A 24,702-nucleotide genomic window follows, 5' to 3' on the forward strand; every position below is an offset into this window, starting at 1 on the left:
GGCGAAGCCCAACTGAGGACGATGCATCCGCACGACCAGACCATCTACGCGCTGTCCTCCGGACGTTTGCCGAGCGCGATCGCGGTCGTCAGACTGTCTGGGTCGCACGCGGGCGCTGCGCTCCAGATGCTTGCGGGCAAGCTGCCGACACCGCGGCTGGCGACACGGGTACTGCTTCGAGATGCTAGCCACGAGCCGATCGACGATGCCGTCGTGCTGTGGTTTCCCGCTCCGGCCAGCGCGACTGGCGAAGACGTGGCCGAGCTGCACGTACACGGCAGTCGCGCGGTCATCGCGACGTTATTTGCAGTGCTGTCGGGCATGCCGCAGATGCGCGCCGCCGAGCCCGGTGAATTCACCCGGCGAGCGTTCGAGAACGGCAAGATCGATCTGACCGAGGCCGAGGGTCTCGATGATCTGATCCACGCCGACACCGATCGCCAGCGGCGCCAGGCGCTGCGGCAGCTGAAAGGACTGCTCGGGGACAAGGCGCGGAGCTGGCGCGACCAGATCATCCAGGCATCGGCGCTGATCGAGGCGGGGATCGACTTCGCGGACGAGGGTGACGTGCCGACTGAGCTGATGGCGCCGGCGCTGACCCGGATCACCCAGCTTCTCACCGAGATCGACGGCGTGCTGTCGGCGCAGGGTCGGGCGGAACGTCTGCGCGATGGGCTGACCGTGGTGATTGCCGGACCGCCAAATGCCGGCAAGTCGACGCTGATGAACCAGCTGGCGCGCCGCGAGGTGGCGATCGTCTCTCCCCATGCCGGCACGACCCGCGACCTGATCGAAGTGCAGCTCGACCTGGATGGCTATCCGGTGACGGTGATCGACACCGCCGGCATCCGGGAGACCGACGATCCGGTGGAGCAGGAAGGTGTCCGTCGCGCCAGGGACCGTGCGTCGCAAGCCGATCTCGTGTTGTGGCTCGCCGAGGACGACCGCGCAGAAGCCGAGCAGCAAGGAGAGGTGCCGGTCTGGCGGATCCGCAACAAGGTCGATCTGGAGTCATCTGAGCGGGTGACGAAAACCGCTTCCGAAGGCGACGGCCGGTCGTTCCGCATCTCGGCGCAAAGCGGGCAGGGGCTGTCCGGCCTGCTGGAGGCGCTGGTCGGATTTGCGCGCGACTATTTTGGCTCGATCGAGAGCGGTCTGATCACGCGGGAGCGGCAACGGACACTGCTGAACGACACCACTGCCGCGCTCCGCCGGAGCATCGCAGCAGTTGATCTCGGCGAAGAGCTGGCCGCGGAGGAGCTGCGGATCGCGGCGCTTGCCCTGGGACGCCTTCTCGGCCGGGTAGATGTCGAGGATCTGCTCGACGTCATCTTCCGCGAGTTCTGCATCGGCAAATAGCCCGCCCGCCGCGAGCGGAATATACCTAACGAAGTCTTGCTTGGTTAATCGAACGTCAACGTGTTTCACGTGAAACAGAGAGCCGAGCTTGGCAGGTTGTTTCACGTGAAACATCCGCATGAACGCCGTCGGAATGTTTCACGTGAAACGCTCGGCCGTTCCTCGTCAATGTTTCACGTGAAACGTCTTCCGGGCTCCATCTCCTAGCGCTAGATATCCGTCATGAATGAGTATCTGACCTCCTACGACGTGATTGTCATCGGCGGCGGCCACGCCGGCTGTGAGGCGGCCGCCGCATCGGCGCGCATGGGCGCCCGCACCGCTCTGGTCACGCATCGGTTCGCGACCATCGGCGCGATGTCCTGCAATCCTGCGATTGGCGGCTTGGGCAAGGGACACCTCGTTCGGGAGGTCGATGCCCTGGATGGTCTGATGGGCCGGGTCGCCGATGCCGGCGGGATCCAGTTTCGCGTTCTGAACCGTCGCAAGGGACCGGCCGTTCGCGGCCCCCGAGCCCAGGCCGACCGGAAGCTCTATGCTGCGGCCATGCAGGCGGCGATCACCGAGACTCCCAACCTGACCGTGATCGAAGGCGAAGCGGACGAGCTGCTCATCAGGGACGGGCGCATCGTCGGTCTCAAACTGGCTGACGGTCGAACCTTCGCGAGCGGCGCGGTGGTGATCACCACCGGCACCTTCCTTCGGGGCCTGATCCACCTGGGTGAAAGCACCTGGCCGGCCGGTCGGGTCGACGAAGCGCCGACCCTGGGGTTGTCGGGATCGCTTGAGGCGATCGGTTTCAAGCTCGGCCGCCTCAAGACCGGGACTCCACCTCGCCTCGATGGCACGACCATCGACTGGGCCGCCATCGAGATGCAGCCGGGCGACGATCCGGCCGAGCCGTTCTCTGTCCTGACCAAAGAGATCACCACTCCGCAGATCCAATGCGGCATCACCCGGACGACCACTGCGACCCACGATGTGATCCGCGCCAACGTCCATCGCTCGCCGATGTACTCCGGCCAGATCAAGTCGACCGGTCCGCGCTACTGTCCATCGGTCGAGGACAAGATCGTCCGCTTCGGCGATCGCGACGGCCACCAGATCTTCCTGGAGCCGGAAGGACTCGACGATACGACGGTCTATCCGAACGGCATCTCCACCTCGCTGCCGGAGGAGGTTCAGCTCGCACTGCTGCCGACCATCCCGGGCCTGGAGCGGGTCCGGATGATCCGGCCGGGCTATGCGATCGAATATGACCACGTCGATCCGCGCGAGCTCGAACCGACGCTGCAGACCAAGCGGACGAAGGGACTGTTCCTCGCGGGCCAGATCAACGGCACGACCGGATATGAGGAGGCGGCGGCGCAGGGCCTCGTCGCCGGGCTCAACGCCGCGCTGGCGGCGGGAGGCGGGGAGCCGATCGTGTTCGACCGGGCCGACGGCTATCTCGGCGTGATGATCGACGATCTGGTCACGCGTGGGATCACGGAGCCATATCGGATGTTCACCTCGCGCGCCGAGTATCGCCTGACGCTCCGAGCGGACAACGCCGATCAGCGGCTGACCGACAAGGGCATCGCGCTCGGCTGCGTTGGGACGGATCGTGCGCGGTTTCATCGTGCCAAGATAAATGCGCTGGAGGCAGCGCGCACGATCGCGAAGTCACTGACGATCACGCCGAACGAGGCGGCCAAGCATGGGCTGACACTCAACCGCGACGGCCAGCGCCGCTCGGCGTTCGAGCTGATGGCCTATCCGGAAATCGGCTTCGCCGAGGTGCGGGCGATCTGGCCGGAGCTCGGCGCGATCGACCTGGGCATCGCCACCCATCTCGAGATCGACGCGAAATATGATGTCTACGTTCGCCGCCAGAGCGAGGACGTCGATGCCTTCCGGCGCGATGAGGGCCTCGTGCTAGACGAGATCGACTACGCCGTTGTCCCGGGTCTCTCGAATGAGGCGCGCGCCAAGCTCACGGCAGCAAAGCCATGGACGATCGGGCAGGCGAGTCGGATCGACGGGATGACGCCGGCCGCGCTTGGAATTCTGGCGGCCTATCTCCGCCGTGAAGCGCGGCGCAACAAGATTGCGGGCTGAGGAACGTTTCACGTGAAACGAACATCGTCAGCATTAGCGGCCACCGACCTCAGCGCCGACAAGGCCGAGGCTCTCGCGTTGGTTCCTGTTTCACGTGAAACGGAGCAGCGCCTCGACCGCTATGTCGCGCTCTTGCTCGAGTGGCAGGCCAAGACCAACCTCGTCGCGCCGTCGACATTGCCGCAGCTCTGGACGCGTCACATCGCCGACTCACTGCAGCTTCTCGACCTCGCACCCGACGCCAAAATCTGGGTCGACCTTGGCAGCGGCGGCGGCTTCCCTGGCGTCGTGCTGGCCTGCGCCTTGGCCGAGCGACCCGGCGCCCAGGTCCACCTCGTCGAGCGCATCGGCAAGAAGGCGGCGTTCTTGCGCGAAGCAATTCGCGTTACCGGCGCTCCGGGGATCGTGCATTTATCTGAGATCGGGGATATCGTGGAGAAGTGGAGCGGGCGAGTCGATTGCGTCACTGCGCGCGCGCTGGCTCCGCTACATCAACTCATCGGCTTTGCGGAGCCCCTGGTGAAAAAAGGCGCGAAAGCGCTGTTTCTCAAGGGTCAAGATGTAGAAGCGGAATTGACCGAATCTACTAAGTATTGGAAAATTGAGCCGAAACTTCACTCCAGTCGCACGGGCGGGCAGGGCTGGATCGTCGCAATCGATTGCATCGAGCGACAAAGCTGAATACCGCTGATACAACCAATGGCGATCGCGCATGGCCGTAATTGATGAAGTTTATCAAGAAGATAGGGCCCCTCATCCGGAAGGGCATCCGCGTATCCTGGCGCTCGCCAACCAGAAGGGCGGGGTCGGCAAGACCACGACCGCGATCAACTTGGGAACGGCGCTGGCCGCCATCGGCGAGCGCGTGCTGATCGTCGATCTCGATCCGCAGGGCAACGCCTCGACCGGTCTCGGCATCGACCGCGGCAGCCGCAACTGCTCGACCTACGACGTGCTGATCGGTGAGGCCTCACTGCGCGACGCCGTGGTGGCGACCGCCGTGCCACGGCTGCACATCGCCTCCTCCACGATGGACCTGTCGGGCCTCGAGCTCGAGCTCGGCGCCAGCGCCAACCGCGCCTTCCGCCTGCGCGACGCGATCGCCGGCCTCAACAACAACGTCTCGCCGGAGGGCGACTACACATACGTGCTGGTCGACTGCCCCCCGTCGCTGAACCTGCTGACGGTCAATGCGATGGCCGCCTCCGACGCGATCCTGGTGCCGCTGCAGTGTGAGTTCTTCGCGCTCGAAGGTCTGTCGCAGCTGCTGCAGACCGTCGAGCAGGTGCGCTCGACGTTGAACCCGAACCTGTCGATCCACGGCATCGTGCTGACGATGTTCGACTCGCGCAACAACCTGTCCAACCAGGTCGTCGCCGACGTCCGCCAGTTCATGGGATCGAAGGTCTACAACACCATGATCCCGCGCAACGTGCGCATCTCGGAAGCGCCGTCCTACGGCAAGCCGGTGCTGGTCTATGACCTGAAGTGCGTCGGCAGCGAGGCCTATCTGAAGCTCGCGACCGAGGTCATCCAGCGCGAGCGCGATCTGCGCGCGAACTAATCGTTTCCACGTCGCCGGCTGACCTCGTGTCAGCCGGGCCTCGACCGAGGATGACGGCGGATTCCGGCAGCGGGATTCGCAACCCCTTTTCATTGCGCCGACGCCGCGGTTCGGCAGCAGACGCAAGCGGAGCGTGACGTGAATCCAAAGGAGAAGGCGATGGCGGACGAGTCGCGATCGCGATTGGGCCGGGGCCTTGCAAGTCTGATCGGTGACGTGAACCGCGAGGCGGGTGCTCCTGCGGAGCGGCCGCGCAATCAGCGCAAGGTGCCGATCGAGTTTCTCAAGCCGAACCCGCGCAACCCGCGTAAGACGTTTTCCGACGCCGAGCTCGCCGAGCTCTCGGCCTCGATCAAGCAGCACGGCGTGATCCAGCCGATCGTGGTGCGCCCGATCAAGGGCCAGCAGGACCGCTTCGAGATCATCGCCGGCGAGCGCCGCTGGCGCGCCTCGCAGGCGGCCGGCCTGCACGAGGTGCCGATCGTTCCCGTTGATGTCAGCGACAGCGATGCGCTGGAGCTTGCGATCATCGAGAACGTGCAGCGCGAGGATCTCAATCCGATGGAGGAGGCGCAGGGCTATCATGCGCTGGCCAACGAGTTCAAACGCAACCAGGAAGACATTGCCAAGATCGTCGGCAAGAGCCGCAGCCACGTCGCCAACATGATGCGGCTGACCAAGCTGCCGGCCGAGGTGCAGGGCTTCATCGCGACCGGCCAGATCTCGGCCGGCCACGCCCGTGCGCTGATCAACCTGCCGGACCCGCTGACGGCGGCGAAGAAGATCATCGCCGAAGGCCTGAACGTTCGCCAGACCGAGGCGCTCGCGCATGACGAGGGCGTGCCCGAGCGCAAGTCGCAGAAGCCGCGCAGCTCCGGCGGCAGCGCCGCGCCCGAGAAGAAGGACGCGGATACGCTCGCGCTGGAGAAGCGCGTCGGCGACGCGCTGGGTCTTACTCTGTCGATCAGCCACCGCGACCCCGGCGGCACCGTGCAGATCACCTATCGCAGCCTCGAGCAGCTCGACGAGGTAATGCGCCGGCTGGAGCAGGGTTAGGTGCCAGCTGGCGGCGCTGACTACGTCGCCACGACTGCGCCTCGGGCTCTCAGAGAGTCTGTTGTTCCGCTCTCACCTTCGTCATGGCCGGGCTTGACCCGGCCATCCATCTTTCGGCGTCCTCGGTCGAAGAGGATGGATGCCCGGGTCAAGCCCGGCCATGACGAGCGACCCACGAGGTACCAACGAACGACGCGATAGTGGCGCGCATGCGTCCCCGTTGCTTGTCCTTCCGCTGATCTCGGCTCTCTCCACCGTCATTCCGGGGCGCGCGTAGAGCGAGCCCGGAATCCATCTCACGGCGGATACTCCAGCCCGATGGATTCCGGGCTCGCCCTTCGGGCGCCCCGGAATGACGGTGGAGAGTGGGGCGCGGTCTCGGGTCCACTTGGGCTGCGTTCTTCGTCACCATCGCTGGTGCCGCCGACGTCTCGTCGGCGCATCACCCCTTCCGCCGCGCGTTCAGCGCGATCGACAGCAACGTCCGCTGCGCGATCGCGGCGGCGAGGCTGGGCTGCTTGCGCATGTCGAGCGCGGCGGTGGCGAGCTGGTCGATGATCGGAAGCAGCCGGGCCGGGGAGAAGTTGCGTAGTGCGACTTCCGCGCTCGGCTTGCGCGAGAAATGCAGCCGCGGAAAGCCGCCCTCAAGAATGCTCGACACCGGCGTGCCAGAAGCGACCGCGAGCGCGGACTTGTGCAGCCATGCTGCATGTCGCTGTGCCGCCGAGATGATCACGCCGGGATAGGTGCCGGCGATCATCGCCTTGCCGAACTCGGTCTCGACCACATCAGGCTTGCCGCCGAACGCGCCGTCGACGATCGGGTCGAGCTTCATCTCCGAGGCGTCGGCGACCACCGCCATCACGTGATCGAGCGTCACCTCGCCCTCGCCATGCGCGAACAGGGTCAGCTTGCGGACCTCGTTGCGCGAGGCCTGGCGGTCGCCACCGAGCAGCGCCATCAGCGAGGCGCGCGCGTCCGGCGCAATCCGCAAGTTGGCGATGCGCAGCTCGTCGTCGATCAGCTTGGCGAGATCGCGCTCGGAGTCGGGATAGCAGGCGATCGCCACCGCAGTCGCGGCCTTCTCGCAGATCTTGCGAAGCGGCGAGTCGGGCCGGATGTCGCCGGCCTCGATCACGATGCGGCAATCGCGCACGGTCATCTGGCTCAGCGTCTCGACGCCGCTGGCGAAGGTGCGCGAGCCTGCGCGCACCCTGATCGCGCGGCGGCCGCCGAACAGCGGCACGGTCATCGCTTCGTCGACCAGCCGCGACGGCTCGGCAGCGAGATCGTCGCCATCGAGCCGGACCACGGAAAACGGATCGTCGGGATTGTCGACTGCGGAAGCGATCAGCGCCTCGGCGCGTTCGCGGACGAGGCCGGCATCCGGGCCATACAGCAGGATCAGCGGACGGGAAGCATCCGGCTTGGCCAGGAAGGCGTCGATGTCTCGTCCGCGCAGTGCGACCACGGCCGTGTCAGCCGCGCGTCAGGTGCCCGCGGTGAAGAACGCCGCGAGCCGGGTCTTGATCTTCTCAGCGACCTCCTCGGCAGCGCGATCCTCGGCTTCGTTGAACGCGCGCTGACGGGCGAAGCGCTGATACGATCCGGGAATGTCGTAGGAGGTCCGCGCGAAGGTCGTTCCGGTCATGACCGATTTGTTGGTGGCCAGGTCGACCAGATTGTACTGCGCGTCGATGCTGACATTCTCGGTGGTCGGCAGGCCCGTGGCCTGCGAGATGATCAGCGACGACCGGCCTGCCTGGAACCTCAGCACCAGCTTGTGCGTGGGCGCCGAGCCGGTCGCGGTGCCGTAGAGCTTGAAGGCGAGCGCATTGCGGATGCCGACGCCGATGCGCGCCTCCGGGGAGGCGTTTGGCTTGTCGACCGGCGGCAGCTCGATACCCGCCAGCTTGTCGCGCAGCGCCGGGGTGCCGTCGGCATGCTCGGCATACATCGGCTGGAAGCAGCCAGCCGTCAGCCCGGCCAGAGCGGCCACGGCGACCAGGCGTGCAGCGATCCGAAACCTAACCGACGACATTCACGATCCTCTTGGGAACGATGATCACCTTGCGGACGGGCTTGCCGTCGAGCGCCAGTTTTACTGCATCGAGCGCCAAAACGGCAGACTCAATTTCCGGATTCTGCGCGTTGCTGGCGACTGTGACTTCCCCGCGCTTCTTGCCGTTGACCTGGACGACCAAGGTCATGGTGTCCTCAACCAGCAAATCTCGTTCGATTTGCGGCCAGGGCGCCTCCGAGATCAGCCCAGAATGTCCTAGCACCTGCCAGCATTCCTCGGCCAGATGCGGCATCATCGGCGAGAACAGCTGCACCAGGATGTCAGCCGCCTCGCGGATGGCCCAGGCCAGGTCCGGCACCGGCTTGGCCGGCCGGGCCAATACGTCGGCCAGCGCGTTGGCGAATTCGCGGATATGCGCCAGGCAGACGTTGAAGTGCAGCCGCTCGATGCCGCCGGTGACCTTGTCCAGCGCGCCATGCGCGGCCTTGCGCAGCGCCAGCGCGTCGGCGCCGAAGGTGGCTGGGCGGGAGGAGGGGGCCTCGGCTGACGCTGCGACCGATTCGTTGACCAGCCGCCACAGTCGCTGGACGAACCGCGCCGCGCCCTGGACCCGCTCGTCGCTCCAGATCACGTCGCGATCGGGCGGCGAGTCCGACAGCATGAACCAGCGCGCGACGTCGGCGCCGTAGCTCTCGATGATGTCGTCGGGGTCGACGGTGTTCTTCTTCGACTTCGACATCTTCTCGATCGGGCCGATATTGATGTCCTCGCCGGTCGCGGTCAGCACCGCGCGCCGGCCGTTGCCGCCGATCTCGATCTTGACCTCGGCCGGGTTGACGTAGGTGCCGTCGGCCTTCTGATAGGTCTCGTGCACCACCATGCCCTGGGTGAACATGCCGGCGAACGGCTCGTCCATGGCGACGTGGCCGGTCGCCTTCATCGCCCGGGTGAAGAAACGGCTGTAGAGCAGATGCAGGATCGCGTGCTCGACGCCGCCGATATACTGGTCGACCGGCATCATCCGGTTGGCCACATCGGGCGTCGTCGGCGCGGTCTCGTTCCACGGATCGGTGAAGCGCGCGAAGTACCAGGACGAGTCGACGAAGGTGTCCATGGTGTCGGTTTCACGCGTCGCCTTAGCCCCGCACTTCGGACAGGTGACGTGCTTCCAGCTCGGATGATGATCGAGCGCGTTGCCCGGCTTGTCGAAGCTGACGTCGTCCGGCAGCACCACCGGCAGGTCCTTCGCCGGCACCGGCACCACGTCGCACTTGGCGCAGTGGATCACCGGGATCGGGCAGCCCCAATAGCGCTGGCGTGAGATGCCCCAGTCGCGCAGGCGGAAATTGACCTGACGCTCGCCGACGGCCGCGCCGCCGCGCTGCTCGGTCTCCAGCCGCTTCGCCACCTCTTCCTTGGCCTGCGCGATGGTCATGCCGTCGAGGAAGCGCGAATTGATCAGGCGGCCGTCGCCGTCGAACGCGGTGTCGGTGATGACGAAGCTCGCCGGGTCCTGTCCCTCGGGGCAGACCACCGGCGTGTTGCCGAGGCCGTATTTGTTGACGAAGTCGAGGTCGCGCTGGTCATGCGCCGGGCAGCCGAAGATGGCGCCGGTGCCGTACTCCATCAGCACGAAGTTCGCGACATAGACCGGCAAGCTCCAGCTCGGGTCGAACGGATGCACGGCGCGGATGCCGGTGTCGAAGCCCTGCTTCTCGGCGGTGTCGATCGCCTCCTGCGCGGTGCCGATGCGCTTGATCTCGGCGATGAACGCGGCGAGCTCGGGGTTCTTGGCAGCCGCAGCCTGCGCCAGCGGATGGTCGGCGGAGATCGCCATGAACTTGGCGCCGAACAGCGTGTCCGGCCGCGTGGTGAAGATCTTCAGGTCGGTCTCAGCGGCGGGCGTGGTCTTGGGATCCAGCGCGAAGCGGATCAGCAGGCCTTCGGAGCGGCCGATCCAGTTGCGCTGCATCAGCCGCACCTTGTCCGGCCAGCGGTCCAGGCCGTCGAGCGCGTCCAGCAATTCCTGCGAGTACTTCGTGATCTTGAACACCCACTGGTTCATCTCACGTTGTTCGACCACCGCACCGGAGCGCCAGCCGCGGCCGTCGATCACCTGCTCGTTGGCGAGCACGGTCATGTCGACCGGATCCCAGTTCACCTTGCGCTTCTCGCGCTCCACCAGCCCCGACTGCATGAAGTCGAGAAACATCTTCTGCTGGTGCTTGTAGTAGGACGGGTCGCAGGTGGCGAACTCGCGGGCCCAATCGAGCGACAGGCCGATCGAGCGCAGCTGCTTCTTCATCGCCGCGATGTTGTCGTAGGTCCACGCCTTCGGCGCCACCTTGCGCTCGATCGCGGCGTTCTCCGCCGGCAGGCCGAAAGCATCCCAGCCCATCGGATGCAGTACGTTGAAGCCCTTGGCGCGCATGAACCGCGCCAAGACGTCACCGAGCGTATAATTACGGACATGGCCGATATGGATGCGTCCCGACGGATAGGGAAACATCTCGAGTACGTAGTATTTCGGACGCGGATCGTTGTTCTTGGTGGCGAAGATCGCCTTTTCGTCCCACTGGCGCTGCCAGCGCGGCTCGGCTTCACGGGCGTTGTAGCGTTCGGATGTCATGGAATCGCTTATAATTTTCGAGGATTCGCGTCGTTTTTCGACGGCGGACTAGGCCACAAAAGCAGCACGTCGGTCAATGGGGCGGCAGATGATGATACCATTTCGTGCACCTGCTAAGCGCTGGTAATCGCGAGTATTTTTTGCACGATGCGGCCGGGGTGTCGGAGGTCGGGTTGAGGCACGGTTAAGACTTGAATGGGAGACTGAGTGCATACATCGAGGCATCAGCCCGCATCTGGGATCGCTCCACATCGTGTCCGGCGCTACGTTCGACGAGCTTGACTTCGAGTACGCGACGACTGTCGCGGAACAGGCCATGAAATCCATGGCTCAGCAGCGCGTTCCACCGACGCCGAACAACTTCCATCTGTGGTTCAAGTACTCGCTGGGCTCGGCGTCGGACCTGAAGCGCGCCGTCGACATCCTCGTCAGCAACAAGCGCAAGTTTGACAAGACCACGAACCAGGCGCTGTTCGACACCTATATCGGCCAGCAGGGAACGGAAGCAGCCGTCGTCCATAAAGTCTCGCAACAGTTGCATGGCGTGATGGACTCGGCCAAAAGTTATCTGACGGCCGCGATTGCCGACAACCGCACGCACATGGCCGCGATCGACGACGTCGCCGAGCGCAGCGAGCAGGGCGTCGATCCGAAGATCCTGATCGAGAACCTCGTCAGCGAGCTCGCCCAGGCGACCGCGCGCGCAGCGAAGCTCGAAGCAAGCTTTGCCGAGAAGTCGCGCGAGCTCGACACCATCCGCGACTCGCTCAACAAGTCGGAGCAGCGCGCGCGCACCGATACGCTGACCGGACTGCCGAACCGCCGCGCGCTCGAGGAGTTCTTCCGTCACGCCCAGGTCGAGGCGATGGAACGTGACGAGCCGTTCAGCATCCTCCTGATCGACGTCGATCACTTCAAGAAGTTCAACGACAATTACGGTCATGGCGTCGGCGATCAGGTGTTGCGCCTGGTGGCCAAGGCGCTGCGCGAGCGGGTGCGCGAGAAGGATCTGCCGGCGCGCTATGGCGGCGAGGAGCTGATCGCGGTGCTGCCACAGACCGACCTCGAGGGCTGCACCGTCATCGCCGAGCGCATCCGCCGCACCATTGCCGACTGTCAGTTCACGCGACGCTCGACCGGCGAGGTGCTGCCGCAAATCACGGTGTCGATCGGCGTCGGCCAGTTCCAGTTCGGCGAGGCGATGGCCGATTTGATCGATCGCTGCGACCGGGCGCTGTATCTGGCCAAGAAGCTCGGCCGCAACCGCGTCGTCACCGAGCTCGAGCTCGACCGCAAGCTCGCGGTCGGCTGATCATCGAAAGGCGCCGCATCTCATCCAGCGCGTGCGACACCGCTCCAGTCCTTGGCGCCATCTTCGAAGCCATGCGCGACCACCGTGTTGCGGCCCTGTCGCTTGGCGGCATAAAGCGCCGCATCGGCGGCTTCGATCAGATCGGCCGGCGACAGCGCCTCCTGCGGCCGCGCAGAGGCGACGCCCACGCTCACGGTGACGCAGCGATGCGCCGACGTTGCATGCGGCAGCTCCATGTCGAGCACGGCATACCGCACCTGCTCGCCGATGACGAACGCCTGCTGCGCGCTGATGCCGGGCACCAGCAGGCAGAATTCCTCGCCGCCGTAGCGCCCGGCAAAAGCAGCGGTCGCCCCGGCGATTTGCGACAGGGTTTCGCCGAGCCGTGACAGGCACGCGTCGCCTTCCGGATGGCCATAGGTGTCGTTGTAGAGCTTGAAATGATCGACATCGATCATCAGCAAGGACAGCTCGCTGCCGGCCTGCTCGGCGCGGGTCCACTCCAGGTCGATGTGATTCTGGAAGCCGCGGCGGTTGGCGAGGCCCGAGAGCATGTCGATCGACGCCATCACGGTGAGGCGGTCATTGGCGGCGATCAGCTCGCGCTCGCGCTGTCCGAGCTTGGCGGCCATCGCATTGAACGACTTCGCCAGCGGTACGAATTCCGACGGCAGGTGCTTGGTGGCGACGCGCGCGGACCACTGGCCATGGCCGAAGCGCTTGGCGGTGGCCGCGAGCATGCTGACGGGCCGCACGATCAGCTTCTCGGCTGCGATGAGCGCGCCGAGCAGCACGATCAGGCAGACAAGTCCGGCCTGCAGATAGGCGGTGCGGATGTCGCGGTCGATCGCGGCCGTCACCCGCGTTTCGTCGATGCTGACGATCAGGCGTGACCCCGTGTCGGCGATGCGCGTGAAGGTGATCGCACGTTTCGACCCGTCGGCAGCCCTGAACGAGACCGTATCGGTCGGCTTGTCCGAGCTCATGGCGGTCTCGGCGACGGCCGAGAGCAGCGGCACGCTGTCGAGCGGCCGGCCGATCAGGTCGGTGCTGCCCGCCGGCGCCGCCAGCACGGTTCCCTCGCTGTCGATCAGCACCGCCGTGATACCCGGGCGACCGCCAAGATTGCTCATGATCTTGGACATCCATTCCAGGTTCACGCTCGCCAGCATCACCGCGTCCGGCTCGCCGGTGATGGCGCCGACCGGATACGCCGCCATGACGATCGGCATTTGTGCCGGCTTGGACAGCAGGTAGTCGCTGAACACGAAGTCGCGCGCTTCCTGCGCGCCGCGGAAATAGGGCCGGTCGCTGAAATCGAGGCCGACATATTGATTGTTGGTGGAGCACTGGATGCGGCCGTCGCGGCCGGCGATCATCAGGGTGCGGATCCAGGGCAGCGTGGCCGGCAGGCTGGCGCGCAGCATGTCGCAGCTGCGGCTGACGCCGGTTGCGGAGGCGCGGACATAGGCGGTGGATTTCAGCACCGTCTCGACCGACATGATGACCTCGCGCTGCATGTCGGCGCTCTGTCGGGCGATGTTGAAGAATTCGTCGGACGCCAGCGCAATCTGCCGCGTTCTGGCACTTTCGAGCGACCTGGCGCGTTCCAGCATCAACGGCGCCACCAGGATCACCGCCAGCAATGCCAGACGTGCACGGATCCCCAACAGCCGGTTCAGCTTCACTCTATTGCGGTTGAAGCGGATGCTTGGCATTTCTTCCCCCTACCCCGTCGCGCAAGGTAGGGAGAAGGGTTCAAGAACCCTTTCTCGAACTCCGTAAAATTGCAGCCAACCCCGTAAATCTACCGCCGGATATCCTCGTGACCGATGCCCCCGCCGTAACCCCGCCGTCCCGATCCGCGCTTGCCGCCGTCGAGCAGGAGATCTTGCGCGCCTGCCACGACGCCAAGCGGGAACGCTCGTCCGTGACGCTGATCGCAGTGTCGAAGACCTTCGCGGCCGAGGCGATCGAACCGGTCATCACGGCGGGACAGCGCGTGTTCGGCGAGAACCGGGTGCAGGAGGCCAAGGGCAAATGGCCGGCGCTGATGACGGCGCATCCGGGGCTGTTGCTGCACCTGATCGGGCCGCTGCAGTCCAACAAGGCCAAGGAGGCGGTGGCACTGTTCGACGCCATTCATTCGGTCGATCGTGCCAGCCTGTGCGCGGCTCTGGCGAAGGAGATCGCCGCCCAGGGCCGGCATCCGCAGCTGTTCGTCCAGATCAACACCGGCGAGGAACCGCAGAAGGCTGGGATCGCGCCCGGCGAGGCCGACGCGTTCCTTGCGGCTTGCCGCACGGATTATGGGCTCGAGATCTCAGGCCTGATGTGCATTCCGCCGGTCGACGAGGCGCCGGGGCCGCATTTCGCGCTGACGGCGAAGATCGCCGCGCGCAACGGCCTTGCCAACCTGTCGATGGGCATGAGCGCCGATTTCGCCATCGCGATCCAGTTCGGCGCCACCCATGTGCGCGTGGGATCGGCGATCTTCGGCCACCGCTGACGGCGGGCTCACTCGCCGAAGCGCACCGACACCCGTCCCAGGTCGCCGAAATCTGCGACCATGTCATCGCCCGTGCCGATCGGCAGCGGCGGATGACAGGTGCCCGTCGTCACCACCTGTCCCGCCCGCAGGGGCATGCCGAGTGCGCTGACCTCGTTGACCAGCCAGGCGAGCGCGACGCGGGGATCGCCCAGCACGTTGCGGCCATGTCCGATGAAGTCGCGGCCGCTGACGGTGATGCGCGGCCGCTCCTCAACCAGGTCGCGGCTGCGCCAGTCCGCGGTGGTGGGCGCGCCGAGCACGAACAGATGCGCGCAGGCATTGTCGGCGATCAGCTGCGCCTCGCCGGCGCTGACGAAATCTGCGAACCGCGAGTCCGGGATCTCGATCGCCGGATGCAGCGTCGCGACCGCGGCGAGCACCTCGGCGACATCATAAGGCGTCGCGCGCGGCGGCAGATCCGCGCCGAACCGGAAGGCGAATTCCGGCTCGGCGACGCGCATCGCATTGCCGGCCATCGACGCGGTGCCGCCGTCCGGCAGCACGGTCTCGGCGAGGATGCGACCGGCGAGCGGCCCGGCGACGTTGATGTGCCGCTGCCCGGCTTCACTGGTCGCGGCGATCTTCCAGCCGTACAACGGCGCCTTGGAGTGCTGTTCGAGCGCGGCCTGCACCGCGTAGCCTTCGGCACGGTCGCGCGGCCTGAGATCGGCGGGCAGGTCGGCGAGCTTGCGGCCATCGCGCCAGTGCCCGCGCAGGATCTCCGAAGCCGCCGCGGTCTGGTCCGGCGTGCGCATGCTGTCCTCCCCTCAATCTCTTTATTCGATGATGATCCTGGTGCGCGGGCCGATCCTTTGCAACAGCCGCAGCATCGCCGGGCGGGTCATCGCGACGCAGCCGGCCGTCGGACCGAAATTCGGCCGCGCCAGATGCAGGAACACGGCGCTGCCGCGACCGGCGATGCGCGGCCGGGTGTTGTGGTCGATCTCGATGATGAAGTCGTAGAGATGGTCGCCGCGCGCCAGCCGGTCGCCGGGCTGGTCGCCGCGCAGCCGGAACGGCCGGTTGTAGCGGCGGTCGGCCGGGTCCTCGCACCAGGCGTCTTCGGGCCCGATCGGCCGGATAGCGAGGCGCGTTGTCGGCCGCGGGTGGCGGTCGGCCCGCCACCACAACTGGCGCGGGTAGAAGGTGCCGCGGGGCGTGCCGCCATCGCCTTCGCGCTTGTTGGCCAGGATGCCACCGCGGCCCAGCGCGACCGGAATGATTCGCCCCGAAACCTCGAGCCAGCCACGCTGCCGAGTCCCGGCAGCGGTGCGGATTCGGATGCGGGTCGCTGGCATGTCAACGGCGCCCTTCTCATAACGACTTGAAACAACGTGCCTTTTCATTGCCATGCATTGCCCGTCAATTGCCTTAATGTCGGCAAATGGTCCGTGGCGGGAGCGGATGAGACATTCACCTCAATCCGTCCCGAAATGTGGAGTAGAGTGTCAGGCGCTTGTGAATCGGTAACAGCCCCCTACTTCAAGACGAAACAAGGCTTATTGAGCCTGTTTTGCCCACCGTCGAAGGCGCCATCATCCGATCCCGCCGGCGCCAGCAAGAGGATTTGTACCAATGGCCAATGCCCGCAAGATCCTGATCGTTGATGACGACACCGATCTGCGCGACACACTGATGGAGCAGCTGTCGCTGCACGACGAGTTCGAGGCTCAGGCGGTGGACACCGGCGCCAAGGGCGCCAGCGCGGCAAAGGCGAACTCTCCCGATCTGGTGCTGATGGATGTCGGCCTCCCCGACACCGACGGCCGTGAGGTGGTGCGGTCCCTGCGCAAGGGCGGCTTCAAGGCCCCGATCATCATGCTGACCGGACACGACACCGATTCCGATACGATTCTCGGCCTCGAATCCGGCGCCAATGACTACGTCGCCAAGCCGTTCCGATTCGCCGTGCTGCTGGCGCGCATCCGCGCCCAGCTGCGCCAGCACGAGGCCAGCGAGGACGCGGTGTTCTCGGTCGGTCCCTACAGCTTCCGTCCGGGCTCGAAGATGCTGACCGGCGCCAATGCGCGCAAGGTTAGGCTGACGGAAAAGGAAACCGCGATCCTGCGCTTCCTGTACCGGGCCGGGCAGCAGCCGGTGTCGCGCGAGACCCTGCTGCAGGAGGTGTGGGGCTACAATTCCGGCGTCACCACCCACACCTTGGAGACGCATATTTACCGTCTGCGGCAGAAAATCGAGAAAGATGCCGCTAATCCAGAGATTCTGGTGACGGAGGCCGGTGGCTACAAGCTGGTGCCGTGATACGTTCGGGGATTGGCGGTTTGCCGTCTATGATATTGGTTCCATTCCGCCTTCCCCGGGCTCTCGATGTCGATCGAAGACGATATTGCGCTGTTGGAGCGCGTCCCGACCCTGCGCCTGTTGGGAAGCGATTCGCTGCGCATGATCGCGATCGGGTCCGAGCAGCGTAACATCCAGAGCGGTGAGGCGCTGTTCCGCGAGGGCGACACCGCCGATTGCGGTTATGTCGTGCAGCGCGGCTCGCTGCGGATCAGCGACGAGGTCGGCGCCGAAGTCGTCGCCAAGCCGGGCATGCTGATCGGCGAGCTGGCGCTGCTGGTCGAGATGCGCCGGCCGGCCACCGCGACAGCCCTCGAATATTCCACCGTCGTGCGGGTGTCCCGCAGCCTGTTCCAGCGCGTGCTGGAAAGCGACGCCATGGCCGCGCGGCGACTGCGCGACGAGTTCGCCAACCGGGCGACGCGGCTTGCCGGCGACATTCTGAAAGCCGGCGCCAAGCTCACCTCGTGAGGGCGGGCCTGGGCTAGACGTCGAGCGTCACCGTGACCGGTACATGGTCGGACGGGCGCTCCCAGCTACGCGCGTCGCGCAGGATCCGGAAGTCGGAAATCCCGTCCTTCAGCGCGCGTGACACCCAGATGTGGTCGAGCCTTCGGCCGCGGTCGCCGACCGTCCAGTCCGCGGCGCGATAGCTCCACCAGGTGTAGACCTTCTCGGACATCGGAATGCGCTCGCGCGCGACGTCGATCCAGTCGCCGTGATTCTGCGCCGCGAGCAGCTTCTCGGTCTCGATCGGCGTGTGCGACACCACCTTCAACAGCTGCTTGTGCGACCAGACGTCGTGCTCATGCGGCGCGACGTTGAGATCGCCGACCAGGATGTGGCGGTCGTCGCCGCGCGGATGCAGCGGCTCGCACGCCTTCATCTCGTCGAGGAATTGCAGCTTGTGCTCGAACTTCGGATTGAGTGCGGGGTCGGGAATGTCGCCGCCCGCCGGCACGTAGAAATTATGCAGCACCAGCGGCCGCGCCAGCTGCGCCTTCTCGCCGAACGCCACGGTGATGTGGCGCGAATCCACCTTGTCGCAGAAGGTGCGGACGTTGGTGCTCTCGAACGGCCAGCGCGAGATCACGGCGACACCGTGATAGCCCTTCTGCCCGTTCAGCGCGACATGCTCATAGCCGAGCCGCTTGAAGCGCTTCAGCGGGAAGGCATCGTCGATGCACTTGGTTTCCTGCAGGCACAGCACATCTGGCCGCACCTGCTTGATGAACTTGGCGACGAGGTCGATGCGCAGGCGCACCGAGTTGATGTTCCAGGTGGTCAGGACGAGACGCATGAGACGGGCGTGATAGCATGGAATGCGGCGGCGTCAGCCGTGGCGCCCTACGACCGCCGCTTCGCAATGACCGCATCGATCGGGTTTATCCCCAGCTATGTCGAGCCTGGCTCAGCGTCGCTTGCTCTCGATCACATCCCACACGCGCGCGGCGATGTCGGGGCCGCCGAGGCGGGAGATCGCGCGGATGCCGGTGGGCGAGGTCACGTTGATCTCGGTGAGGTTGCCGTCGATGACGTCGATGCCGACCAGCAGCAGGCCGCGGGCGCGCAGCTCCGGACCCAGCGTGTCGCAGATCTCGCGCTCGCGGGCACTGAGGTCGGTGGCTTGGGCGGCACCGCCGCGCACCATGTTGGAGCGCAGATCGTCGGCGGCCGGCACGCGATTGACGGCGCCGGCAAACTCGCCGTCGACCAGGATGATGCGCTTGTCGCCATGCTTCACCTCGGGGAGGAAGCGCTGGATCACCCAGGGCTCCTTGAAGGTCACCGAAAACATGTCGAACAGCGAGCCGAAATTCATGTCCTGCGGCATCACCCGGAATACCGCCGCGCCGCCATGGCCGTGCAGCGGCTTCATCACAACGGCGCCGTGCTGATCGCGGAACGCGTTGATCTCGTCGAGATCGCGCGAAATCAGCGTCGGCGGCATCAGCTGTGGGAAGTTCATGACGAACAGCTTTTCCGGCGCGTTGCGCACGCTGGCGGGATCGTTGACCACCAGCGTCTTCGGATGAATGCGCTCGAGGAAATGCGTCGAGGTGATGTAGGCGAGGTCGAACGGCGGATCCTGCCGCAGCAGCACGACATCGAACGAGGTCAACGCCGTCGGCTTCGGCTCGCCCAGCGTGAAATGGTCGCCGACCTGGTCGCGCACGGTCAGGGCCTGCACCGGCGCGTACAGCTCCTCGCCACGCAATGAGAGCTTGTCCGGCGTGTAGTAGCTGAGGCCGTGACCGCGGCGCTGCGCCTCGAGCAGCATCGCAAACGTCGAGTCGCCGCGGATGTTGATGCGCGCGATGGGGTCCATCTGGACGGCGACGTTGAGTTTCATGGGCGGGTCCCGGTCTGTCTGCAGTGGATCGTGTCAGGGGCTGGCATCGAAGGCAGCCATGAGATGGCGTGGCAGGCTGCGCGGCGCAACCAGAATCGCGTCGAAGCGGAGCTCGAATTCGGCATGGTCGGGATGCGCCATCAGCCAGGCCTGCGCGGCATCGATGATGCGCTGCTGCTGGCGCGGCGTCACCGCATAGGCCGCGTCGTCGAGCGAGGCGCGTGCCTTGACCTCGACGAAGGCGACGAGGCCGCGCTTGCGCGCGATGATGTCGATCTCGCCATGCGGCGTGCGGAAACGCTTGGCGAGGATGCGGTAGCCCTTGGCGATCAGCAGCGCGGCCGCGCGAGCCTCGGCCGACACCCCGGTGCGGAACGCCGCGACACGCTCGGGCGCAGCGGTTTTCGTTTCCTTTTTGGGCGTCGCAGCCTTGGCGGGCTTGTCGGCGGCGGGCTCAGTCTTCGCCATCGCCCGCTCCCGCGCGCACGTCCTTGGCAAGCGCCAGTGCACGCGCATAGACCTCGCGCCGCGGCCGGCGCGACAGCTCGACTGCATGCATCACGGCGTCCTTGACGCTCGACCGCTGCAGCAGATCGGTGAGCAGCGCGTCGAGGGCGCCGTCGGTCATGATTTCGGCGTCGCGCGGCGGTGGTCCGATCACCAGCACGAACTCGCCACGCGTCTCGAGCCCATCGGCATGTGCTGCGAGTTCGCCAACCGAGCCGCGCTGCACCTCTTCGTGCAGCTTGGTGAGCTCGCGGCAGATCGCAGCCTGTCGTCCCGCCATGGCCTCGGCGAGATCCGCCAGCGTCTCCTGCACGCGGCTGCCGGCTTCGAACAGCACCAGTGTCGCCTCGACACGCGCCAGCTCAGCCAGCCTTGTGCGCCGCGCCTGTTGCTTGGCCGGCAGGAAACCCTCGAAGAAGAAGCGATCCGTCGGCAGGGCGGCGACGCTCAGTGCTGCCAGCACGGCCGATGGCCCCGGCAGCGCGGTCACGGCGAGACCGGCCTCGCAGGCGGCGCGCACCAGCTTGTAGCCGGGATCGGAGATCAGCGGCGTGCCGGCGTCGGATACGAGCGCAATGGCGGCGCCGTCCGCCAGGCGCTGCAGAATCTTCGGCCGGACAGCCTCGGCATTGTGCTCATGATAGGCGGCGAGTTCCGCACCCAGGCCGTAGCGTTCGGTCAGCCGCCGCGTGATCCGCGTGTCCTCGCAGAAGATGACGTCGGCGCCGGCCAGCGTTCCCAGCGCGCGCAAGGTGATGTCACCGAGATTGCCGATCGGCGTGGCCACGAGATAGAGGCCCGGCCGCGTCTTCGGTGCCGCGACGCGCTGTCCCGCCACCAGATAGGTAGACGTGGTGGAAGATTTGCCGTCGTCCGGCGGCATGTTCGGGATTGCCTTGGCGCCCATCGCGGTAATTTAAAGGGGCGGACGCGGGAATGCCACCGGTGAACGATCGTGCGCCGAAATTGAAGTTCCGGGCCGGTCCGGGGTTTCACCGTTCATGGGGGATTCAAGGACGAAGCCGCACTGAAGAGGGTGGCCGTGAGCAGGGGATAGAGCGTGCAAAACGTCGATTTGATCGCGGGTGTTGCCCAGACAGCCTTTTGTTTTGCTTAACTATTCGTCGACAATATGAATTATTCGCACAGCCTCGGGGCGTGCGATCGGGGAACTTCTGGCCGGTCTCGGCCGAGCGAAGAGATGCCATGACTGGCCCGCGTCATCCCAATTCTCATGCCAAGCCGGGAGCCCCTCTGGTTGCCCGGCGAACGGCGCTTGGGCTGATCGTCGGCGCGCCGCTGCTGTCGGCCTGCTCCAACGTGCAGCAGAGCATGGGTCAGTTTCCCAACCCATTCGAGCAGCCCACGGCCCCCGCCGGACCGCCGCAGCAGCCGGCCGTCGCCGGCAACGGTCAGGTCAGGGTCGGGCTGATTTTGCCGCTGTCGGCCTCGGGCAATGCCGGCATTGCCGCGCAATCGATGAAGAACGCCGCCGAGATGGCGCTCGCCGAATTCCAGAACCCGAACATCCAGCTGCTGATCAAGGACGACGCCGGCAGTCCGCAAGGCGCGCAGCAAGGTGCCCAGCAGGCTTCCGACGAAGGCGCGGAGATCATCCTCGGGCCGCTGTTCGCGGGATCAGTGCCGGCGGTGGCGCAGGTGGCGCGCACCCGCAACATCTCCGTGATCGCCTTCTCGACCGATTCGAGCGTGGCCGGGCGCGGCGTCTATCTGCTGAGCTTCCTGCCGGAGTCCGATGCCACGCGCATCGTCGACTACTCCGCAAGCGTCGGCAAACGCTCGTTCGCGGCGCTGCTGCCGGACAATGCCTATGGCACGGTTGTCGAGGGCGCGTTCAAGACCGCGGTCAGCCGGCGCGGCGGACGGATCGTGGCGTTCGAGAAATATTCCGGCGATCGCACCATGCAGGCGCGCGCGGTCGCGCAGGCGCTCGGTGGCGCCGATGCGCTGCTGCTGGCGGATGATGGCGAGTCCGTCGTCGCCACGGCGGACGCGTTGACGACAGCGGGTGCGAACCTGCGCAACATCCAGATGCTCGGCACCGGGCTGTGGGACAATCCGCGGGTCTATGGCAGCGCCAGCCTGCAGGGCGGCCTGTATGCGGCGCCGGATCCTGCCGGCTTCCGTGCCTTTGCCGGCCGCTACCGCACCCGGTTCGGCGGCGATCCCGTGCGCACGGCGACGCTCGCCTATGACGCGGTGGCGCTGGTCGCCGCGTTGGCGCGCACCCAGGGCACGCAGCGCTTTGCGCCGGACGTGCTCACCAACGCCTCCGGCTTCGCCGGCATCGACGGCCTGTTCCGGTTCCGCAGCGACGGCACCAACGAGCGCGGACTCGCAGTCATGCGAGTCGGCTCCGGCGGCGGCCAGGCGGTCGCCGGTGCTCCAAAGAGCTTCAGCGCGACCTGACGCGATCGATCACGCGGCGAGATCGGCGACGACGGCGTCGAGCACCGGGAAGCCTTCCTGCGTCACGCGCAGCCGGCCATCGGCATCGACGATGATGGCGCCCTCCTCGCGCAGCAGCGCGATGCGGCGCGGATCAAGCGCACGTCCGGAGATCGCCGCGTAGCGCTTGGGATCGATGCCTTCCCGCAGACGCAAGCCCATCAGCAGGAATTCGTCGGCGCGTTCCTCGGTGTTGAGCTGGTCGTCGGTCATGACACCGTGGCCGTTGGATTCGACGCGCATCAGCCAGGCTTCCGGCCGCTTGTCGGTGGCCGTGGCGTGGCGGATGCCGTCGATGTCGAGCCGGCCATGGGCTCCGGGGCCGATGCCGGCATATTCCTGGCCGCGCCAGTAGATGAGATTGTGTCGGCACTCGGCGCCGGGCCGGGCGTGATTGGAGATCTCGTAGGCCGGCAATCCGTGACGGCCGCAGACCTCCTGCGTGACGTCGTAGAGCGTGCGCGCAAGACCTTCATCCGGCGTCTTCAGCTTGCCGGCGGCGTGCAGCCCGAAGAACGGCGTGCCCTCCTCGATCGTGAGCTGATACAGCGACAAATGTTCGGCGGCCTCGCCGATCGCGCGCGTCAGCTCTTCCGTCCACATCGCCGGCGTCTGGTCGGGACGCGCATAGATCAGGTCGAAGGAATAGCGGTCGAACGCGCCGCGCGCGATCGCGACCGCCTTCATCGCCTCGTCTGCGGTGTGCAGGCGCCCCAGCATCTTCAGCGATGCGTCATCCATCGCCTGGACGCCGAGCGAGACGCGGTTGACGCCGGCTGCGCGATAGCCGGCAAACCTTGTCGCCTCGACGCTGGTCGGATTAGCCTCCAGTGACACCTCGACATCACGAGCGACGTGCCAGTGCTGGCCGATCGCATCGAGGATGGCGCCGACGGTCTGCGGCTGCATCAGCGACGGCGTGCCGCCGCCGAGAAAGATCGAGCTGACGGTGCGCGGCCCGGTGCGTGCGGCGGTGGTCGCGATCTCCTGGCCGAACGCGCGAGCGAAGCGGTCCTGGTCGATGGCTACGTGCCGGACATGGCTGTTGAAGTCGCAATACGGACATTTCGACAGGCAGAACGGCCAGTGCACATAGACGCCGAACGCTTCGCTGTCAGCGCTGCTCAAGACAGATCTCCGCAAGCTTCACGAAGGCGCGGGCGCGATGCGACAGGCCGAGGCCGAGCGGCGGCAGGCCGTGCTTCTCGATGCTGGTCATCTCGCCGAACGTCCGGTCAAATCCGTCGGGCAGGAACATCGGATCGTAGCCGAACCCGGCATTGCCGCGCGGCGGCCAGACCAGCGTGCCGTCGACGCGCGCCTCGACCTCCTCGACATGACCATCCGGCCAGGCCACGCACAGCGCCGAGACGAAATGCGCAGTGCGCTTGTCGGCGCTGGCTGCTCCGCGCTCCTGCAGCAGTCGCTCGATCTGGGCCATCGCCGCGCCGAAATCCTTGGTCGGACCGGCCCAGCGCGCCGAGTAGATCCCTGGCGCACCATCGAGCGCGTGGACGACGATCCCGGAATCATCGGCGAAGGCCGGCAGCTGCGCGGCTTCCGCGGCGGCGACCGCCTTGATGCGCGCATTGGCCTGGAACGTGTCGCCGGTCTCGTCCGGCTCGCCAAGCCCGAGCTCGCCCGCCGAGACCGCCTCGACCCCGTGAGGCGCCAGCAGCTCGCGCATCTCGGCGAGCTTGCCGGCATTATGGGTCGCAATCACGATGCGGCCGGTGAGCTTGCGGTGGGTCCGGCTCACGCGATCGCCATCTTCTGCAGGTCGACCAGCCGCGCGACGCCCTTGCGGGCCAGCGCCATCAGCGCCAGGAACTCGGCCTCGGTGAACGGGGTCTTCTCGGCCGTGCCCTGCACCTCGATGATGCGGCCGTCGCCGGTCATGACGAAATTGGCGTCGGTCTCGGCCTCGGAATCCTCGGCGTAGTCCAGGTCCAGCACCGGCGTGCCGTTGTAGATGCCGCAGGAGATCGCGGCGACATTGGCGCGCAGCACCTCTGTCTTGATCATGTTGCGCGTCTTCATCCACCGGATGCAGTCGGCCAGCGCTACCCAGGCGCCGGTGATCGAGGCCGTGCGGGTGCCGCCGTCGGCCTGCAGCACGTCGCAGTCGACCGTGATCTGGCGCTCACCGAGTGCTTCGAGGTCGATCGCGGTCCGCAGCGAGCGGCCGATCAGGCGCTGGATCTCGACCGTGCGGCCGGTCTGCTTGCCGGCGGAGGCCTCGCGGCGGGTCCGTTCCAGGGTGGCGCGCGGCAGCATGCCGTATTCGGCGGTGATCCAGCCGCGCCCCTGCCCCTTGAGCCAGGGCGGCAGCCGGTCTTCGAGCGTGGCGGTCACCAGCACGTGGGTGTCGCCAAACTTCACCAGGCAGGAGCCCTCGGCGTATTTGACGACGCCGCGTTCCAGGCTCACGGGGCGCAATTCATCCGGTGCACGGCGGCTCGGCCGCATGATTCTCTC

23 protein-coding genes are annotated in these 24,702 nt (G+C 66.2%); 10 read left to right on the forward strand and 13 right to left on the reverse strand.

What is annotated here, in order from left to right:
• Nucleotides 1-21: 21 nt before the first annotated feature.
• The 5 genes from mnmE (at nt 22) to ACQR1I_RS29445 (ending at nt 6,079) form a co-directional block, all read left to right on the forward strand.
• On the forward strand, nt 22-1,359 hold the full coding sequence (gene mnmE / locus ACQR1I_RS29425) for a tRNA uridine-5-carboxymethylaminomethyl(34) synthesis GTPase MnmE (RefSeq protein WP_434869586.1): 1,338 nt from the start codon (nt 22-24) through the stop codon (nt 1,357-1,359).
• 222 nt (nt 1,360-1,581) lie between these two features.
• Nucleotides 1,582-3,459 carry a tRNA uridine-5-carboxymethylaminomethyl(34) synthesis enzyme MnmG gene (mnmG, locus tag ACQR1I_RS29430; protein ID WP_434869587.1) on the forward strand — a complete coding sequence of 626 codons (1,878 nt, stop codon included), beginning with the start codon at nt 1,582-1,584 and terminating at the stop codon, nt 3,457-3,459.
• A 12-nt stretch (nt 3,460-3,471) separates the two neighbouring features.
• Entirely contained in the window at nt 3,472-4,140 is a 669-nt protein-coding gene (gene rsmG, locus ACQR1I_RS29435; protein ID WP_434869588.1) for a 16S rRNA (guanine(527)-N(7))-methyltransferase RsmG, read from the forward strand.
• Between the two features lie 31 nt (nt 4,141-4,171).
• On the forward strand, nt 4,172-5,023 hold the full coding sequence (locus ACQR1I_RS29440; RefSeq protein WP_434869589.1) for a ParA family protein: 852 nt from the start codon (nt 4,172-4,174) through the stop codon (nt 5,021-5,023).
• A 159-nt stretch (nt 5,024-5,182) separates the two neighbouring features.
• On the forward strand, nt 5,183-6,079 hold the full coding sequence (locus tag ACQR1I_RS29445; protein ID WP_434869771.1) for a ParB/RepB/Spo0J family partition protein: 897 nt from the start codon (nt 5,183-5,185) through the stop codon (nt 6,077-6,079).
• A gap of 442 nt (nt 6,080-6,521) precedes the next feature.
• Here the strand turns inward: ACQR1I_RS29445 and holA are convergent, their stop codons facing one another.
• From holA to leuS, 3 genes are read right to left on the reverse strand one after another with little or no spacing between them, the layout of a single operon-like run.
• Nucleotides 6,522-7,550, reverse strand: a complete 1,029-nt coding sequence (holA, locus tag ACQR1I_RS29450; protein WP_434869590.1) for a DNA polymerase III subunit delta — start codon at nt 7,548-7,550, stop codon at nt 6,522-6,524.
• Nucleotides 7,551-7,568: 18 nt separating this feature from the next.
• Nucleotides 7,569-8,120, reverse strand: a complete 552-nt coding sequence (gene lptE / locus ACQR1I_RS29455) for an LPS assembly lipoprotein LptE (RefSeq protein ID WP_434869591.1) — start codon at nt 8,118-8,120, stop codon at nt 7,569-7,571.
• On the reverse strand, nt 8,107-10,731 hold the full coding sequence (gene leuS, locus ACQR1I_RS29460) for a leucine--tRNA ligase (RefSeq protein ID WP_434869592.1): 2,625 nt from the start codon (nt 10,729-10,731) through the stop codon (nt 8,107-8,109). Before leuS ends, lptE begins: the two co-directional genes overlap by 14 nt.
• A 325-nt stretch (nt 10,732-11,056) precedes the next feature.
• Here leuS and ACQR1I_RS29465 point away from each other — a divergent pair, with 325 nt between their 5' ends.
• A complete protein-coding gene (locus tag ACQR1I_RS29465) occupies nt 11,057-12,043 on the forward strand; it encodes a GGDEF domain-containing protein (protein ID WP_434869772.1) in 987 nt (328 codons plus the stop codon).
• Between the two features lie 20 nt (nt 12,044-12,063).
• On the opposite strand, the gene ACQR1I_RS29470 is transcribed toward ACQR1I_RS29465, so the two are convergent.
• Entirely contained in the window at nt 12,064-13,761 is a 1,698-nt protein-coding gene (locus tag ACQR1I_RS29470) for a sensor domain-containing diguanylate cyclase (protein ID WP_434869593.1), read from the reverse strand.
• A gap of 107 nt (nt 13,762-13,868) precedes the next feature.
• Here ACQR1I_RS29470 and ACQR1I_RS29475 point away from each other — a divergent pair, with 107 nt between their 5' ends.
• The gene (locus ACQR1I_RS29475; protein ID WP_434869594.1) at nt 13,869-14,552 is read left to right on the forward strand and encodes a YggS family pyridoxal phosphate-dependent enzyme; all 684 of its coding nucleotides are present in this window, start codon (nt 13,869-13,871) and stop codon (nt 14,550-14,552) included.
• A gap of 8 nt (nt 14,553-14,560) precedes the next feature.
• Here the strand turns inward: ACQR1I_RS29475 and ACQR1I_RS29480 are convergent, their stop codons facing one another.
• Nucleotides 14,561-15,349, reverse strand: a complete 789-nt coding sequence (locus ACQR1I_RS29480) for a 2-keto-4-pentenoate hydratase (protein WP_434869595.1) — start codon at nt 15,347-15,349, stop codon at nt 14,561-14,563.
• Nucleotides 15,350-15,370: 21 nt separating this feature from the next.
• Nucleotides 15,371-15,892, reverse strand: coding sequence for a L,D-transpeptidase family protein (locus ACQR1I_RS29485; RefSeq protein ID WP_434869596.1), 522 nt, complete (start codon nt 15,890-15,892; stop codon nt 15,371-15,373).
• A 277-nt stretch (nt 15,893-16,169) separates the two neighbouring features.
• Here ACQR1I_RS29485 and ACQR1I_RS29490 point away from each other — a divergent pair, with 277 nt between their 5' ends.
• On the forward strand, nt 16,170-16,856 hold the full coding sequence (locus ACQR1I_RS29490; RefSeq protein WP_006612692.1) for a response regulator transcription factor: 687 nt from the start codon (nt 16,170-16,172) through the stop codon (nt 16,854-16,856).
• A gap of 66 nt (nt 16,857-16,922) precedes the next feature.
• Nucleotides 16,923-17,366: a cyclic nucleotide-binding domain-containing protein gene (locus ACQR1I_RS29495; protein ID WP_434869597.1), complete on the forward strand. Its 444-nt coding sequence runs from the start codon at nt 16,923-16,925 to the stop codon at nt 17,364-17,366.
• Nucleotides 17,367-17,379: 13 nt separating this feature from the next.
• On the opposite strand, the gene ACQR1I_RS29500 is transcribed toward ACQR1I_RS29495, so the two are convergent.
• The 4 genes from ACQR1I_RS29500 to rsmI form a co-directional block, all read right to left on the reverse strand.
• A complete protein-coding gene (locus ACQR1I_RS29500) occupies nt 17,380-18,195 on the reverse strand; it encodes an exodeoxyribonuclease III (protein ID WP_434869598.1) in 816 nt (271 codons plus the stop codon).
• 111 nt (nt 18,196-18,306) lie between these two features.
• Nucleotides 18,307-19,248: a glutathione synthase gene (gene gshB / locus ACQR1I_RS29505; RefSeq protein ID WP_434869599.1), complete on the reverse strand. Its 942-nt coding sequence runs from the start codon at nt 19,246-19,248 to the stop codon at nt 18,307-18,309.
• Nucleotides 19,249-19,281: 33 nt separating this feature from the next.
• On the reverse strand, nt 19,282-19,716 hold the full coding sequence (locus tag ACQR1I_RS29510; protein ID WP_434869600.1) for a YraN family protein: 435 nt from the start codon (nt 19,714-19,716) through the stop codon (nt 19,282-19,284).
• The gene (gene rsmI / locus ACQR1I_RS29515) at nt 19,703-20,662 is read right to left on the reverse strand and encodes a 16S rRNA (cytidine(1402)-2'-O)-methyltransferase (RefSeq protein WP_434869601.1); all 960 of its coding nucleotides are present in this window, start codon (nt 20,660-20,662) and stop codon (nt 19,703-19,705) included. The genes ACQR1I_RS29510 and rsmI overlap by 14 nt, the downstream gene beginning before the upstream one ends.
• Before the next feature lie 299 nt (nt 20,663-20,961).
• On the opposite strand from rsmI, the gene ACQR1I_RS29520 reads away from it, so the two are divergent.
• Nucleotides 20,962-22,185, forward strand: a complete 1,224-nt coding sequence (locus ACQR1I_RS29520; protein WP_434869602.1) for a penicillin-binding protein activator — start codon at nt 20,962-20,964, stop codon at nt 22,183-22,185.
• A 9-nt stretch (nt 22,186-22,194) separates the two neighbouring features.
• Here the strand turns inward: ACQR1I_RS29520 and hemW are convergent, their stop codons facing one another.
• Genes hemW through rph form a run of 3 tightly spaced genes read right to left on the reverse strand, consistent with a single transcriptional unit; the run spans nt 22,195 to nt 24,693 of the window.
• Nucleotides 22,195-23,352: a radical SAM family heme chaperone HemW gene (gene hemW / locus ACQR1I_RS29525; protein WP_434869603.1), complete on the reverse strand. Its 1,158-nt coding sequence runs from the start codon at nt 23,350-23,352 to the stop codon at nt 22,195-22,197.
• The gene (gene rdgB, locus ACQR1I_RS29530) at nt 23,339-23,983 is read right to left on the reverse strand and encodes an RdgB/HAM1 family non-canonical purine NTP pyrophosphatase (RefSeq protein WP_434869604.1); all 645 of its coding nucleotides are present in this window, start codon (nt 23,981-23,983) and stop codon (nt 23,339-23,341) included. The genes hemW and rdgB overlap by 14 nt, the downstream gene beginning before the upstream one ends.
• A complete protein-coding gene (gene rph / locus ACQR1I_RS29535) occupies nt 23,980-24,693 on the reverse strand; it encodes a ribonuclease PH (RefSeq protein ID WP_434869605.1) in 714 nt (237 codons plus the stop codon). Before rph ends, rdgB begins: the two co-directional genes overlap by 4 nt.
• Nucleotides 24,694-24,702: the final 9 nt, after the last annotated feature.

Origin of the sequence: Bradyrhizobium sp. HKCCYLS2038 (assembly GCF_051167655.1) — a bacterium.
Lineage (GTDB): Bacteria > Pseudomonadota > Alphaproteobacteria > Rhizobiales > Xanthobacteraceae > Bradyrhizobium.

Coding starts and splice junctions, on each gene's coding strand:
- mnmE (WP_434869586.1), top strand. CDS start 22: ATGCATCCGCACGACCAGACCATCTACGCGCTGTCCTCCGGACGTTTG.
- mnmG (WP_434869587.1), top strand. CDS start 1,582: ATGAATGAGTATCTGACCTCCTACGACGTGATTGTCATCGGCGGCGGC.
- ACQR1I_RS29440 (WP_434869589.1), top strand. CDS start 4,172: ATGGCCGTAATTGATGAAGTTTATCAAGAAGATAGGGCCCCTCATCCG.
- ACQR1I_RS29445 (WP_434869771.1), top strand. CDS start 5,183: ATGGCGGACGAGTCGCGATCGCGATTGGGCCGGGGCCTTGCAAGTCTG.
- lptE (WP_434869591.1), bottom strand. CDS start 8,120: ATGTCGTCGGTTAGGTTTCGGATCGCTGCACGCCTGGTCGCCGTGGCC.
- leuS (WP_434869592.1), bottom strand. CDS start 10,731: ATGACATCCGAACGCTACAACGCCCGTGAAGCCGAGCCGCGCTGGCAG.
- ACQR1I_RS29465 (WP_434869772.1), top strand. CDS start 11,057: ATGGCTCAGCAGCGCGTTCCACCGACGCCGAACAACTTCCATCTGTGG.
- ACQR1I_RS29470 (WP_434869593.1), bottom strand. CDS start 13,761: ATGCCAAGCATCCGCTTCAACCGCAATAGAGTGAAGCTGAACCGGCTG.
- ACQR1I_RS29480 (WP_434869595.1), bottom strand. CDS start 15,349: ATGCGCACGCCGGACCAGACCGCGGCGGCTTCGGAGATCCTGCGCGGG.
- ACQR1I_RS29485 (WP_434869596.1), bottom strand. CDS start 15,892: ATGCCAGCGACCCGCATCCGAATCCGCACCGCTGCCGGGACTCGGCAG.
- ACQR1I_RS29490 (WP_006612692.1), top strand. CDS start 16,170: ATGGCCAATGCCCGCAAGATCCTGATCGTTGATGACGACACCGATCTG.
- ACQR1I_RS29495 (WP_434869597.1), top strand. CDS start 16,923: ATGTCGATCGAAGACGATATTGCGCTGTTGGAGCGCGTCCCGACCCTG.
- ACQR1I_RS29500 (WP_434869598.1), bottom strand. CDS start 18,195: ATGCGTCTCGTCCTGACCACCTGGAACATCAACTCGGTGCGCCTGCGC.
- gshB (WP_434869599.1), bottom strand. CDS start 19,248: ATGAAACTCAACGTCGCCGTCCAGATGGACCCCATCGCGCGCATCAAC.
- ACQR1I_RS29510 (WP_434869600.1), bottom strand. CDS start 19,716: ATGGCGAAGACTGAGCCCGCCGCCGACAAGCCCGCCAAGGCTGCGACG.
- rsmI (WP_434869601.1), bottom strand. CDS start 20,662: ATGGGCGCCAAGGCAATCCCGAACATGCCGCCGGACGACGGCAAATCT.
- ACQR1I_RS29520 (WP_434869602.1), top strand. CDS start 20,962: ATGACTGGCCCGCGTCATCCCAATTCTCATGCCAAGCCGGGAGCCCCT.
- rph (WP_434869605.1), bottom strand. CDS start 24,693: ATGCGGCCGAGCCGCCGTGCACCGGATGAATTGCGCCCCGTGAGCCTG.